Raw genomic sequence first — 13,093 nt, forward strand, 5'->3', positions numbered from 1 at the left:
TAGCCCCGGATGATACCCAATGTGGCTGAACGTTCGAGAATTTGCAGAACGTTCTGGAATATCAACACGCAAGGCGCGGCAAGCTCTCCAGCGTGCACATGCCGGAAAACCTTGGCGGAATCAGAACCTTGAAGTGAGGTTGGTTCAGGGAACCGGGGGACGGTCTGGTGTGTCATATGAAGTTAGCGCATTCAGCTTGCCGCGCTCTCTTCAGGACCAAAGTATTGAGCCTGCAAGGCTTGAGGACAAACCTGCGGGTCTTGCCAAGCATTCAAGTCCATCTGAATTTAGCCGCAAGGTCACATGGTTTCGGCGGACATTTGAGGAATTGCTGGAGACAGAACCGAGATCGGCTGAGCGCGGTCGGGTAATAGCGCAACTTCAAGGACATACAGTCATCGATTGGTCTGGGACCCCTATCGTTCTGAAACGGCGAACAATCTATACTTGGATTAAGCTCTATGAAGCTGTGGGACCAGTCGGCCTAAAACGCACAAAACGCTCTGACCGTGGCAAGTCACGTTGTTTTGTCTCCCGCGAATGGGATCGGGCGGCGTTGGCGCGGATAGATGATGCGACCAAAGCCGAAATTGCTGACGGTTTGCGCCAGCAGGTGAGGGGGCTGATCAAGGGCGGCGCGACTGGAAAGACTGTCGCTGTTCTGGCCAGCGAGTATTTGAAGACGGTGACGGTCGCCAACGGTATCCGTCTAGAGACGCCCGCGGAATTGGACCGGATATGCAAGGTGCCGCGGGCATTGATCCGCTCAGAACAGCATTTAAAGAAAGTCTATCGCCACAAGAAGGATCGCAAGGCGAGTGATGATGATCGGCCGCGCGTGAAGCGAGTGATCACGGGGATGCAGCCAATGGACTGCGTCGTAATGGACGTCCATCACGTCAACGTCCTGCTCAAACGCGAGAACGGCACGACCGGTACACCAAAGCTGCTCGGGTTCATGGATATTGCGACCCGCCGTGTCTGGTGTGAACTGGTCTTCCTTGAGACAAAAGGCGGGGTACGCAATGCCGATGTGATCGAGGCCTTTGTCGCCATGGCACAGCATTCCGCCTTCGGTTTGCCCAAGACGCTTTATTGCGACAATGGCAAGGAATACCTTTTTGCCGACTTTCTCGACGATGCGATGCAATTGCTGGTGCCAATCGTTGGGAAGCCAGGAAAATCAAGGGTCATCCGGGCGCTGCCCTATAATGCCTCCGCCAAACCGATCGAAGCCTGGTTTGGTCATTTTGAGCAGCAATTCCTGAAGACCTGCCCGGGGTACATTGGTGATGACCGAATGAACCCCAAGCGTCCGGCACTTGGAAGGCTGGCAGCACCCTTCAACGGCGATTTTATTGCCTTTAAAAGGGTCTTGAATGGGCTTTTAAGGGCCTATGAAGTCATGCCGCAATCGGGCGCGCTTAAGGGATTGTCACCCAGGCAGAGTTTTGAGGCGCACGTTCGGCAAGGCTGGGCGGCCACGGTCATTGACCCGGATCGGCTGAATACCGTCTTCACCAAACCGGAAACCCGCAAAGTCAGGCAACACGGTATCTCGGTCGGCGGCCGGAGGTGGAGTTGCGACGAACTAGACGTCTGGTTCCATGACACGATCACAGTCCATATCCCGCAGTATCACGGCTATAACACTCTGCGGCTCACCAAACAGGACGGGTCCTTCCTGGGGATAGCTCATCCGGAGGAAGAATTTGCCTTTTTCGATCCGCGCGGCGCGAGACGCTCAGCCGAACGAAACACGCGCCGGAACAAGGCGCTTCGAGAAGCAGATCGGTCAACTCCCGACATCGATATTGGAGCGGAGTTGGTCAAGCTCGCGCAACATGCCCCTGAAGTGGTTCCAAATGTGCCGAGAGGCACACTTACCGTTACGCAAGAGCTGGAACATCAACGGGTTCTTCGTCCGGAACATGGCGACCCTTGTTCTGAGAGCGAAGACGAACGCGATCGTCGTGAGATCGCCGCAGGGCGGGATGTCTTCATCCGCAAAATCGGGAGGACTTGATGAGCGAGGCATTGAAAGAGGAGGAGGCTGGTGCTTTTCGCTTTGTTGATATCTCGGCGAGCCGGGAAATCAGAAAAGCCATGGATATTGCCAAGGAAATCTCGAAATATCCGGTGCTCATCAGTTCCAAGCCGGGCATGGGCAAATCCACAGCCTTGCGGCACCATGCTCGGAAACTAAACGCCTATTATTGTGAGGTTGGGCATGCAGATAAGACAGTCAAAGGCATGCTGAAGATGATCATTGAGGCGACTGGCTTCGGTACATCCTATCGATTTGTGAAGGACCTCAGCGATACAGCTCTAGCGCGCCTTTATGAGGGATATAGCTCCAGACGTATCCTGATTGTTGATGAGGTGCAAAATTTGGATCTATCGGCGTTTCGTGAACTCTTACGCATTCATGAAGAGGCCGATTGCGCACTGGTGTTGAGCGGCAACGACAAGCGCCTTGCCAGAACTCGGATTCACGATTCTGCTTTGGACCAGATCGTCAGCCGCTTGGGATTTCGCATCGAACTGGGTGTGCCACTGGAAGAAGACTGCCGGGATATCGCTGTGGACTATAATGTGGAGGGCGCAGAGGCTTATCAGGCACTTGCTCGCTTTGGCGGTCAGACGTCAGTACGGGATCTGGTGCGGCTTCTGGTCTTTGCTGAAAAGCTGAAGAGCCAATCCAGCGGCATCAATCTGCACCATCTCAAGGCTGCATTCCTGACCATCTATGGTAGCAAACGGGATCTGAAAATATTGGTCGGATAGGGGCAAATTTGCCCAAACCGGGCATGTCTCGAACTGACTCCATATTGGACGGTTCACTTTGCGCATGCCGAAATGATCGCGGCTGCAAATCCGACGTCCTTTCGAAATCCAGCGAATTCAGAGGAAGGGCGGGATGCAGCCCTTCGCTGCGGTTCGATCAAATGACCGGATTAGGGTCAGTGAGCCGACCGTCGGATTTTTGCCGCTAGGGTCTTCAGAGCGGACGTTTTGATATTATGCCGACGTTATGAAAATAGCCTATTTCTGTGTTGCAAGAATTCTCCTGTTTTTGGTGAATTTGGATCCTCATAACAAGAAATCTGGAATACCTTGCCAACAGACTGCGCGCTGCCAGCGCCGGATCGCCAGCGTTCCCACCGCGGTTTGACCAAAGTTGCTCGATGCGGGCCATGGTCCCCCATGGACCATCGCATCAGACACGGCAACACCGGTCGGAAAGCCATTTGCAAGAATGCGACCCGCTTTACGCTCAAGGATCGGGAGAAGCGCGCATGCGAGGCTGCCGTCGGAAGGTTCAAAATGCAGGGTCGCGGTGAGCTGACCGTCAAGGCGTGCAGCAGTCTCAATCATACGCTCTTGCTTTGAGACAGAAACAATGATTGCCATCGGCCCAAAAACCTCTTCACGAAGGCTCTCGTCCGCCAGCCAAGTGTCGAGATCACAACTTAGGACCATTGCAGCGAAGCTTCGTTTTGAGGATGGGCCAACAAAGACCGTTTCGACACCAGGACGGCTTGCGGCGCTGCCGGATTTCTCAGAGAAGCTGTCTGCGATACCCGTGGTCAACATTGGTTGTTGTGTCACGCTTTTAAGCGCACTGGCCGCTGCGTCCACAAATGACGTTAGGAATTGCTCTGGCACGAAGACAACGGATGGGCTCGTGCAGAACTGTCCGGCACCAAGCGTCATCGAAGCAACCCATTCTTGAGCAATCTGGTCCGTTCGATCGGCAAGCGCGCCCGATAGAACAAATACGGGGTTCAAAGATCCCAATTCGCCAAAGAACGGGATTGGTTCATGTCGAGCCATGCAAAGATCAAGGAGTGCCCTGCCAGCCGATGTCGATCCGGTGAAACCAACTGCCCGAATGATCGGGTGGCGCACAAGGTCAACACCGGTAACCCGTCCCGGACCTTGTAACAGAGCAAAGCAACCTTCTGGCAGACCTTCGGCCCGAAGCGCTGCGAGAACCGCCTCTGCAACAATCTCCGAGGTTCCAGGATGTGCTTCGTGGCCCTTGACGATCACGGGACATCCAGCTGCCAACGCGGATGCGGTATCTCCGCCCGCCACCGAAAAGGCGAGCGGAAAATTGGAAGCTCCGAATACCGCCACGGGACCAATGGGGCGCATCTCTAATTTCAGCGCAGGACGAGGTGGGACGGCACTTGGGTCACCTTGGTCGATCCGTGTTTCCAAATGACGGCCGCTGCGGATAAATTCTGCAAACATGCGCAACTGTCCACAGGTTCTCGCCCGTTCGCCTTCAAGGCGTGCCTGGGGCAAAGCAGTTTCCCGATGGGCAATCGCCGTGATTTGTTCGCCGCGTGCATCGATCTCATCGGCAATGCGCTCAAGAAGGGCAGCCCGATCAGCACCGCTTGTTGAATATAAGATCTCAGACGCTGCTTCTGCTGCGCTGGCAGCTTCATGAACCTGGTCTGCTGTCGCAACAAAGACATCATGCCCTTGTCCTTGCCACGGTGCGGACAAGAAGGATTCATCCGATCTCACCCATTCTCCGTTGATCAAGTGACGACCTGTCATCATGTGTTTTTTGTCTTTTGGCATGCTTATCAGTCTCATAGAGGAGAGAATGCGCATGGGCGCATCAATTCGAGCGATGGCATCGCAGCCGAAGGAAAGATTGACAACGTGCTGCCCACATCCTCCCCCGCCACAACAGTTCCCGCGAACAGCGCACCATCCAGCGGCACAGTGCTTAGCGCTGCCCAGTCATTGCGAAGATGTGCACCGCTATGTGCCTCATGTGGTTTGGTGGCGTTCTTGAGAACCGATTGGGTATGATCCGAGATCGTGTCAGGTACAATCAGCTGCGTTGCTTGCCGCTGTATGAGTGCCATGCCTCTTGGTAAGAAGCCTTGGGTCCATTCCGTATCCGCCATGAATTGCGCGCGTTTTTCAGTGCGTTCTTCAAGACTTGAATAAACCCACATATGCCGCAGGCGGTTCAAAACCCCGACTTCGGATAACCAATAGCCAGCCAGTGGAAGATGCCGTGTGATTAACGGCAAGCCTTCGGGGGCAAAGATATCTAGGTAACGCAGAGCATCACCCGGCGCGAAATCATAGGTTCTAAGTTCAAGTATCATCGCATCAACCATGTTGGAAGGAGAAGAGAAAGGACCGGAAGGTAGGTGATCGCCATCAAGCAGAGTGCCATGGCAAGTATGAAGACCATTAAGGGCCGGATCATCGCGCCCACAGAGCATCCTGCTACAGCAGCTGCGGCAAAAAGATTCACACCAAAAGGCGGGGTGATCATTCCCAGTGCAAGATTAACGACCATGATCGTGCCGAAATGAACGTTATCAACACCGAGACGCGAAGCGGCATCCGTCAGTATTGGGCCCAGAACGATGACGGACGCAGAGGTTTCAAGGAACATCCCAGTTACAAACAGGAATCCATTTGCCGCTGCGAGGAAACTTGCGGGTGTGGTGAAATTTTCTGAAATCCAGGTGGCAGCGGCATCCGGTACACCCTCGCGCTTTAGAAGGTAGGAGAGAAGTGAGGCCATCGCGATGATCAGCAATATCACCGTTGAGGAAACGACGGCTCCTTCAAAGCAGTGGCGCAGCCGTTGCAAAGTGAGTTTTTGCTCGACGGCCATTCCAACGAACAGCGCATAAGCTACCGCAACGACGCTCGCCTCCGTCGGTGTCATGACGCCACCGTAGATACCGCCGAGGATAATTACAGGCATCATGATCGACCAAGCCGCACCGCGCGCAGCTTGCCCAAGTGGCAAGCGGTCTTCACGGTCTCGTTTGCCCCAGCCTCGCAAGCGGCACCAAACCAAGACGAGCAAAATTAGCGTCGCACCTATCGTCAAGCCAGGCAGAACCCCTGCCAGAAAAAGTTCCGGTATCGAGGTCTCGGTAGCGACCCCAAAAAGAATCATCGCTATTGATGGCGGGACAATGACCCCGAGTTCAGCACTCGTCGCCATGAGGGCTGCAGAAAAACCCAATGGATAGCCGTAGCGCTTGAGTGCAGGGATCAACACAGCACCCACCGCGAATGTTGTTGCAACCGAGGAGCCCGAGATTGCAGCGAAAAACAAACAGGTCAGGACGGCAGTCGCGGCCAACCCGCCTTGGATTCCTCCGAGAAGCGCGCGTGCAAGCTCGACCAACTTTTCCGAAAGACCACCATGTTCCATCAATTTTCCGGCCAGGATAAAAAATGGGATGGCAGCAAGAGGAAACCGGTCTAGCGAAATGAAAACCTGTTGCGCCATCACTTCGCCTGGCAAACGCGTAAATCCGAATAGGCCAAGCGAAGCTGCGAGGCCAAGGGCTATGACAACAGGGACTGAAAGTGCGAACAGACCAAGAAGACTAGCAACAACAATCGCCGGCATTAGAGGATCTCCGTCGCTGTAGAAGATGCTGGCGACTGAGCGCCGGCGGGGATTGATGGCGCGCGCTCCGGATCTAAGAACGCTGCAAGAGCTGCGACAGCCGCCAATGCACACCCGACCGGGATCGCGGCATAGCCCCAAGCAATTGAAATCTCGAGCCCGGCCATCTCCTGCCGCGCCACGCGTCCGACCATCGAAATGCCGTAGAAGCCCAGCAAACCGCACAGGGTCAATATCGAAATCGCGATTACTCCGTCGAGAAGTTTTTTCGCTGTTCCTTTGGCAAGACCGGCTGCAAGATCAATGGCCATTAATGCGCCACGGCGAATGGCCGGAGAAAACCCAAGCATTGCCATCCAAATCAGAGATAAGCGGACCAGAGCTTCGGACCATATTGCTGGGTCGGCGAGCACGAAACGGCTGATCACCTGCCAAAGACCTGCTCCGCAAGCAATGGTTAAACATGCCTCCGCTGCTACAAGCGCAGCGGAGGTTGTGACCCGTTCGACAGGGAGGATAAAGGAACGGATCATTGCGTTATTGCGCTGCGATCGTGGCCAAGGTCTCGGCGCCAAACTGAGTTTCGAACTCAGCCATGGCACTGGCCATTGCGGCTTGATAGTCGGCGCTGTTGACTTGCACGACATTCATGCCGCGACCGACCAATTCATCGATCCCGGCTGCTTCGTCTGCAGTTACGCGTTCACGATTTGCGGCGGCTGCCACACGTGCGGCTTCTTCAAAAATCGCGCGATCTTCATCCGATAGCCCCTCCAAAAAGCCTGGGAAGCCAGTGACGATGGCTGGAGAATACACATGGCCGGTCAGATAGAGATTTCCTTGCAACTGATCAAAGTTGTTGGAAAGGATCACAGGGATAGGATTCTCTTGACCGTCCACAGTGCCTTGCTGAAGTGCAGTTGGCAGCTCGCTGAATGAAATGGGTGTCGGCAACACCCCGACGGACCGCCATGCCGCGATATGAAGCGGGTTCTCCATCGTGCGGATTTTCAACCCTTCCAGATCTGCAGGTGAGCTGACCGCCGCGGCACCTGTGGTCAGATGCCGGAAGCCATTTTCGCCCCAAGCAAGACCGATCAAACCAGCTTTGGAGAAATGGGCGAGCACGTCTTGTCCAACTTGACCATCAAGGACTGCATGGGCGTGTGCACGATCTCGGAAAAGGAACGGAATATCAAAAACCCGCACTTCGGGCACAAAGTTTCCAGCCGGACCGGTTGTCGTGATCCCAAACTCCTGCGCGCCAAGCTGCACGGTTTCAAGTGCTTCTCGTTCGTTATCCAGCCGCTGTAACACTACATCGTAGCGCCCGCCCGTTTCTGCCTCGACAAAGGCTTCAAATGCTTTGGCGGCGGCACCGAAATGCGACGATTCAGGAGATGGGTGAGTGATGGTGATGCGCTCTTGAGCATTCGCAGAGCTGGCCAAGAAAAGGGCAAGTATAGCAAATCGGAACATGGTGTTTCCTCCCATATCTATTAAGATGTTTTTCGGATTTGATTGCTGGATGGGCCGCTAAGAAGCGGCCCTTAGTTTGTTAGCGCGTCGGTGCCAGGTCGGCAGGAATGCGCCAGATTGCGAAGTTCGCGTCATCGCCATCGTAGGCAAGTTTGCCCGTGAACGCGGAATTAAGCCGATTGGTGCTGAGCAGAATTCCGCCTGCAAAATCCGAGGCCAGGCTGTCGGGCCAAACGAAATCGCCGCCTTCAAACAGGATGCCGGTTTCATCTGCACCGGGCTCTAATACTTCAACCCGGTTGAGAGCGAGATTGGTAATCCAAAGCCGGCCTTTTTCATCCGCGGCCAGGCCGTCGGAACCTCCGCCGATCCGCAACGGCCCCTCAACGGCCGCAGCCAGTTCAATCTCCGTTACATTCGGGTCACGTAGAAGAGCCTCCGGAACAGAATAAAGCGCATCCCCGGTTGTGATCGACCACCAGATGCGGTCTCCAGCGCGTGTTATCCCGTTTGTGCCAACCGCGAGCCGCTGATCAGGAAAAACCTCAACGCCATCCACAACAAGCCTCCGGTCCGGATCGTCCTGGACTGACGGATGATTGTGAAGCACTCTGCGGGCCGTGTTTGTCTCGATATCGTAAACGATCAGCCCGGCAGGAACGGGGGAACCTCCACGGTTGCCGCTATCTGTTATGAAGATAGTGCCGGTCTGCTCGTCAACATGCAGGTCGTTCAGGAATGACGTGGCGGGGTTTGCAACGTCTGGGCCGATTTCATACCGGACCAGTTCTTTCCCTGTCTTGACATCGTAGGCGAGTAGCTTTTGGCCGCCCTCCGGCGCGGCATCCTCCCCCGCAACCCAGCCAAGATCGAGGATCCAGTAACGTCCCTGGCTGTCAATGAAACCGCCCAATCCGTTGCGGATTGCTTTTGGATCCGAAAGATTGTGCGTAGCCGCATTCGGCCAAGGGTGCAGCAAACCGTCAGCATCTACCCGGTTGATTGTCGCGGGCACTTGCGCGTCAATCCATCGTGGGACTGAGACAAAAATAGTGCCGTCGGGCCCGCCTTCGACACCGGCCAGGGGCGCACGGGTTCCAATATCTGCGGGCGCAGAAGGCGCGTCCTCTGCCCACTTTAGGGTAGTCCATTTGTGCAGGGCGACGGGTTCGGCAAGCACCGGACTTGCCGTCAGGATTGCAGCAATTGTAAGTATCGTTTGTTTCATGTTTTCGCTCCGAATGACTTGCCGAGAATGAAGACATTCCGCCAAATCACGAAATCGATAGTTATGATTTCTGAAATCGGTAATGTGATTTATAAATTTGGAGATCGGTCTGTAGTCTGTCCAAAAAAGGGAGGCCCACGATGCCATTCACTCGAACGGACCTGGGCGCGCTCGATCTCAATCTGCTTCATGCATTGGTGGTTTTGGTCGAAGAGCGCTCGACCACTACCGCCGCAAAACGCCTGGGCCTGGCTCAGTCCACCGTATCTGGGACCTTAAAGAAGTTAAGGCATGCGGTTGGCGATGAGCTCCTTGTTCGCCATGGGCGCGAGCTCGAAGCAACGCCACGTGCTTTGGAATTGGCCGAGGCGTGCCGACCTCATCTCGATGGGCTCATCGCGGCCATTGGAGCCCTTTCGCCATTTGATCCTGCAACTGACACGCACATCTTTCGCCTCGGCTGCACCGATGCGGTGGCACTTACAACACTGCCGAAGCTAACTAATATCCTGAGGCGGGATGCGCCGAATTGCGACCTGGTGATCAGGATTGGTGACTATCGCATGCTACCAGGGCTCCTCGCTGCGGGCGAAATAACGACAGCGCTGGCCTATATGCGCGATGATCCCTCTGCGACGTCGAAAATGCGTGCTGTCTTGCGATCGCCTTGGGTAGTGCTACGCGACCCAACACAGCCTGTGATTAAGTCCTTAGATGATTTCGTAAATCGTCCTCATGCTTTGGTTACCCCGGCCGGCGACCTCACCGGATTTGTCGATGAAAGTTTGGCCGCGCAAAACATGACACGCCGCGTTGTCCTAGGTGTAACGTCCTTCGCTTTGCTTTTGCCGGCGCTTAAAGGGACTGACCTAGTATCCACAGTTCCGGATTTTATCGGGCATGCGCTTGCAGATCTCGGTGGGCTTGCCTGTGATCCTTGTCCCGTGCAGATACCGGCCATAACAAACTCGATGAGTTGGAGAGCAGCTGTCGATCAGGATCCAGCGGAACGCTGGTTTCGCTCACAACTTGATTTAGCGTTTACCCAACCTGAGGCAGCACGAGCTCTGTAAGAGATATCGCGAAGAGCCATTTTCAAACATGAATAGCGCCTAGATGTTTTTGATGACTTCATGGTCGAGCATCGCACATCCTTTGGTCAGGGCTATGTGCCGCTATCTGCGCCTTCATCCAAACGGCTTCTACGCGTAGCTGAAGGTCGACTTCGCCCTCACGTCAGGTTTTCCTACGCATAGCAACCAATGTCAGCTTTCAGGATCAAGTCAACAACCGTCAAATATCCGACTTGGCGGCGCGAAGCTGCCGTTCATTGAGGCCACTTCCTATGGCGGCTATGGGCCGATTTTGCCTCTGAACGGCCCTTTCTGTTTCGATGCACATTAGGTTGGGGCCGACCTACGCCGGCCCTAGTAGTTAGATCTCGACACTCTCCGAGATCGACAGTGCGTCTTCCAGATCAACGCCGAGGTAGCGAACCGTACTGTCCATCTTCTTATGGCCAAGAAGTAATTGGACTGCCCGCAAGTTGCCTGTCTTTTTATAGATTTGTGCAACTTTGGTCCGGCGCATGGAATGGGTGCCATAAGCACTGGGTTCCAATCCGATCGATTTCACCCAGTGTTTTAAGAGACGCGCATATTGCCGAGTCGAGATATGGAGACGGTCATGAAATCGGCCGGGCCATAGATACTCATTACCGATCATCATTGGATGAGAGATCCACTGCAGGAGGGTTTTCCGGGTCCCATCACAGATTTCAAACCGGACAGGTGTCTTCGTTTTTCGTTGAACAATCGACACCCGTTCTTTGACAGCGCCTGCAGCGAAGACATCCGCAACCCGGAGACACACTAGGTCGCAGCCTCTCAGCTTGCTGTCGATGGCGAGATTAAAGAGCGCCAAATCGCGAACGGCTCCTGCTAACTCCAATCGTACTCGAATGGCCCAAACGTGTTTTGGCAGCAGCGGACGTTTCTGACCTAACAGTCGGCCTTTGTTCCACGTCTTCCGGGCCGGAATAATCATGGGTAGATTTGAACAGGACATAGCAGTCTCCCTGACCGCTCCATCCCGCCTCAACGTTCAAGACATTTGAACGCTCAAGCATACAAAAATGCGCCACCAGACATTAAAAACGGCCCGAACGTGACTTGTTGGAACCGGCCCTGTGTGGTCGTTCGTTACAACCGCAGCGAATGGCCGCTTCCCGCCCTGAGAGACTGTCGTCGAATCCGGCCCGGAGCCGACATTGGTGCAAAGCGTAGCAAAGGACCGAAACGGGCTCTCACCACAGGGTCGCTGCGGTTTACTCGGATGTCTGATGAATCAGGTTCTTTGGCGGTGCCAGTTTAAGACCGGCTCAAAGATTCCGGCAGCAGAAATCAAGATCACCCCTGACAACTCCCTCAATCCAAATGGTTCGCCTGCCCAGAGTGCAGCCGTGATCGCGGCAGCACTGATTTCCGTCATGAACAGGATCGCGATCAGACCGGGGCTAAGAACCGTCGCGCCCCACATTATCGCGAATGCGGGAGGAATAACCAAAAGGAGTGCCACCGGGACCATCCAAAGCAAAACGCTTCGCATCGTTTCCCAATCCGGCATTGGCCCAGCGCCCTCCAACGGGACGACAAGCAAAAGGAGCGAAGCGACACTTCCCCAGGCAAAATAGGACAGCGTGAAGTCAATCCCGCTACCGTCCTGGTCTGATTTCATGACCACCGCTGCGACGGCCCAGATGAGCCCCCCAGCAATCGCCATCCAGTCGCCAGAGCTAAGACCACCGCCGATCTCTGCGTCGGCTCTCACGATGATCAAGAGCCCCAGCACCCCCAAGCCGATGGTTGCCCAACGGGGCATTGTAACGGGCTCCCTTAGCACGATCCACGCCAACAATGTGCTCCAGATCGGTGTCAGATAGAAAAACAGCGTTGCTCGGACCACCTCGGTGAAGATGAGAGCTCCGGCATAGCAAACGAGTGCGACACCCGCGAGTATTCCAGCAACTTGCAAAGGCCAGCCACCGTCCAGGATTTGACGACGGCGAAGGAAAATGATGGGCAAGAGCAGAAGCGTGGGCAGCACGTAGAAGACGACAACGGCCCACGCTCCGACGACACCTGCATCATCCAGCGCTCTCAATGGGATCCAGAAAATGCCCCATGCAACACCTGCCGCTGCGACTGACACCATCGCGAACGTTTCGATAGTTGATCGTTCCATCGACACTCAGATAACCTATCAAGTACTTGATAGGCAAATTCATAGGCGCTTGACCCTGCACCGATCAAGCCCCTATCAAGTACTTGATAGAAGTATTGGGCTGACGGATTGATGGGAAACGAAAAAGCCTCCGAAATACTGCTCGTAACCCGCAGAGTTATGATGGAGCGGGGTTATAATGGGTTTAGTTTCCGCGACGTTGCCGCCGGCGTAGGCATCAAGAGCGCGAGCATTCATTACCATTTCCCGACCAAGGCGGATTTGGCCGAGGCCGTCGCAAAGGATTACCGGGAGTGGTGCTTAAGGGCTTTGGCGGATTTGTCCGCACCCGATGCAACCGCGCTCCTCACCGCCTACGGCAACCTGTTTGTTGCCATGTTCAAAGACACTGGAAGTGTCTGTCTGGGCGGTGTTCTCGCAACGGATGCCGCGTCGCTCCCGCCGTCGGTCAAAGCCGAAGTCGAACGGTTCTTTCTGGGGCATCATGAATGGCTAAGTGCGGTCCTCCAAACAGGACAGAAAAATGGCGAGATCAGACCCGACCTTGATCCAATCGCATTCGCGAGGACGTTTGTGTCCAGCATGGAAGGAGCCATGATGGTCTCGCGCGCCACTGGAAACCCACACCATCTGACCGAGACGATTGATCAACTCGTCCATTTGGTGCGACCGTTGTCGCGGTAGAGCTTAAATGAAGCGATACCCGATGTTCGGGATCTGACTTTGAA

The 13,093-nt window shown here is 54.9% G+C and carries 12 protein-coding genes; 4 read left to right on the plus strand and 8 right to left on the minus strand.

Annotation, left to right across the window (positions count from 1 at the left end; genetic code table 11):
- Nucleotides 1-169 precede the first annotated feature (169 nt).
- Both FJ695_RS16455 and FJ695_RS16460 read left to right on the plus strand, forming a co-directional pair.
- Nucleotides 170-2,026: a hypothetical protein gene (locus FJ695_RS16455; protein ID WP_141186459.1), complete on the plus strand. Its 1,857-nt coding sequence runs from the start codon at nucleotides 170-172 to the stop codon at nucleotides 2,024-2,026.
- Nucleotides 2,026-2,787 carry an AAA family ATPase gene (locus FJ695_RS16460; protein WP_141186460.1) on the plus strand — a complete coding sequence of 254 codons (762 nt, stop codon included), beginning with the start codon at nucleotides 2,026-2,028 and terminating at the stop codon, nucleotides 2,785-2,787. Before FJ695_RS16455 ends, FJ695_RS16460 begins: the two co-directional genes overlap by 1 nt.
- A 306-nt stretch (nucleotides 2,788-3,093) precedes the next feature.
- On the opposite strand, the gene FJ695_RS16465 is transcribed toward FJ695_RS16460, so the two are convergent.
- The 6 genes from FJ695_RS16465 to FJ695_RS16490 form a co-directional block, all read right to left on the minus strand.
- Nucleotides 3,094-4,599 carry an aldehyde dehydrogenase (NADP(+)) gene (locus tag FJ695_RS16465; RefSeq protein ID WP_247653665.1) on the minus strand — a complete coding sequence of 502 codons (1,506 nt, stop codon included), beginning with the start codon at nucleotides 4,597-4,599 and terminating at the stop codon, nucleotides 3,094-3,096.
- A gap of 11 nt (nucleotides 4,600-4,610) precedes the next feature.
- Nucleotides 4,611-5,141, minus strand: coding sequence for an NIPSNAP family protein (locus FJ695_RS16470; RefSeq protein ID WP_168206393.1), 531 nt, complete (start codon nucleotides 5,139-5,141; stop codon nucleotides 4,611-4,613).
- Nucleotides 5,138-6,415 (minus strand): TRAP transporter large permease, encoded by a 1,278-nt coding sequence (locus tag FJ695_RS16475; protein WP_141186462.1) that lies wholly within the window; start codon nucleotides 6,413-6,415, stop codon nucleotides 5,138-5,140. The genes FJ695_RS16470 and FJ695_RS16475 overlap by 4 nt, the downstream gene beginning before the upstream one ends.
- Nucleotides 6,415-6,948: a TRAP transporter small permease gene (locus FJ695_RS16480; protein ID WP_141186463.1), complete on the minus strand. Its 534-nt coding sequence runs from the start codon at nucleotides 6,946-6,948 to the stop codon at nucleotides 6,415-6,417. Before FJ695_RS16480 ends, FJ695_RS16475 begins: the two co-directional genes overlap by 1 nt.
- Nucleotides 6,949-6,952: 4 nt before the next feature.
- Complete coding sequence (dctP, locus tag FJ695_RS16485; RefSeq protein WP_247653667.1) at nucleotides 6,953-7,894, minus strand: TRAP transporter substrate-binding protein DctP; 942 nt, start codon at nucleotides 7,892-7,894, stop codon at nucleotides 6,953-6,955.
- Between the two features lie 79 nt (nucleotides 7,895-7,973).
- Nucleotides 7,974-9,122 carry an L-dopachrome tautomerase-related protein gene (locus FJ695_RS16490; protein ID WP_168206394.1) on the minus strand — a complete coding sequence of 383 codons (1,149 nt, stop codon included), beginning with the start codon at nucleotides 9,120-9,122 and terminating at the stop codon, nucleotides 7,974-7,976.
- 140 nt (nucleotides 9,123-9,262) lie between these two features.
- On the opposite strand from FJ695_RS16490, the gene FJ695_RS16495 reads away from it, so the two are divergent.
- Nucleotides 9,263-10,195, plus strand: a complete 933-nt coding sequence (locus FJ695_RS16495) for a LysR family transcriptional regulator (protein ID WP_141186466.1) — start codon at nucleotides 9,263-9,265, stop codon at nucleotides 10,193-10,195.
- A 361-nt stretch (nucleotides 10,196-10,556) separates the two neighbouring features.
- On the opposite strand, the gene FJ695_RS16500 is transcribed toward FJ695_RS16495, so the two are convergent.
- Together FJ695_RS16500 and FJ695_RS16505 are read right to left on the minus strand one after the other, a co-directional pair.
- A complete protein-coding gene (locus FJ695_RS16500; RefSeq protein ID WP_141186467.1) occupies nucleotides 10,557-11,189 on the minus strand; it encodes a tyrosine-type recombinase/integrase in 633 nt (210 codons plus the stop codon).
- 279 nt (nucleotides 11,190-11,468) lie between these two features.
- Complete coding sequence (locus FJ695_RS16505) at nucleotides 11,469-12,365, minus strand: DMT family transporter (protein WP_141186468.1); 897 nt, start codon at nucleotides 12,363-12,365, stop codon at nucleotides 11,469-11,471.
- A gap of 111 nt (nucleotides 12,366-12,476) precedes the next feature.
- Here FJ695_RS16505 and FJ695_RS16510 point away from each other — a divergent pair, with 111 nt between their 5' ends.
- On the plus strand, nucleotides 12,477-13,049 hold the full coding sequence (locus FJ695_RS16510) for a TetR/AcrR family transcriptional regulator (RefSeq protein ID WP_141186469.1): 573 nt from the start codon (nucleotides 12,477-12,479) through the stop codon (nucleotides 13,047-13,049).
- Nucleotides 13,050-13,093: the final 44 nt, after the last annotated feature.

The sequence above is a fragment of the Labrenzia sp. PHM005 genome (assembly GCF_006517275.1).
GTDB lineage: Bacteria > Pseudomonadota > Alphaproteobacteria > Rhizobiales > Stappiaceae > Roseibium.

Coding starts and splice junctions, on each gene's coding strand:
- FJ695_RS16460 (WP_141186460.1), top strand. CDS start 2,026: ATGAGCGAGGCATTGAAAGAGGAGGAGGCTGGTGCTTTTCGCTTTGTT.
- FJ695_RS16465 (WP_247653665.1), bottom strand. CDS start 4,599: ATGCCAAAAGACAAAAAACACATGATGACAGGTCGTCACTTGATCAAC.
- FJ695_RS16470 (WP_168206393.1), bottom strand. CDS start 5,141: ATGATACTTGAACTTAGAACCTATGATTTCGCGCCGGGTGATGCTCTG.
- FJ695_RS16475 (WP_141186462.1), bottom strand. CDS start 6,415: ATGCCGGCGATTGTTGTTGCTAGTCTTCTTGGTCTGTTCGCACTTTCA.
- FJ695_RS16480 (WP_141186463.1), bottom strand. CDS start 6,948: ATGATCCGTTCCTTTATCCTCCCTGTCGAACGGGTCACAACCTCCGCT.
- dctP (WP_247653667.1), bottom strand. CDS start 7,894: ATGTTCCGATTTGCTATACTTGCCCTTTTCTTGGCCAGCTCTGCGAAT.
- FJ695_RS16490 (WP_168206394.1), bottom strand. CDS start 9,122: ATGAAACAAACGATACTTACAATTGCTGCAATCCTGACGGCAAGTCCG.
- FJ695_RS16495 (WP_141186466.1), top strand. CDS start 9,263: ATGCCATTCACTCGAACGGACCTGGGCGCGCTCGATCTCAATCTGCTT.
- FJ695_RS16500 (WP_141186467.1), bottom strand. CDS start 11,189: ATGTCCTGTTCAAATCTACCCATGATTATTCCGGCCCGGAAGACGTGG.
- FJ695_RS16505 (WP_141186468.1), bottom strand. CDS start 12,365: ATGGAACGATCAACTATCGAAACGTTCGCGATGGTGTCAGTCGCAGCG.
- FJ695_RS16510 (WP_141186469.1), top strand. CDS start 12,477: ATGGGAAACGAAAAAGCCTCCGAAATACTGCTCGTAACCCGCAGAGTT.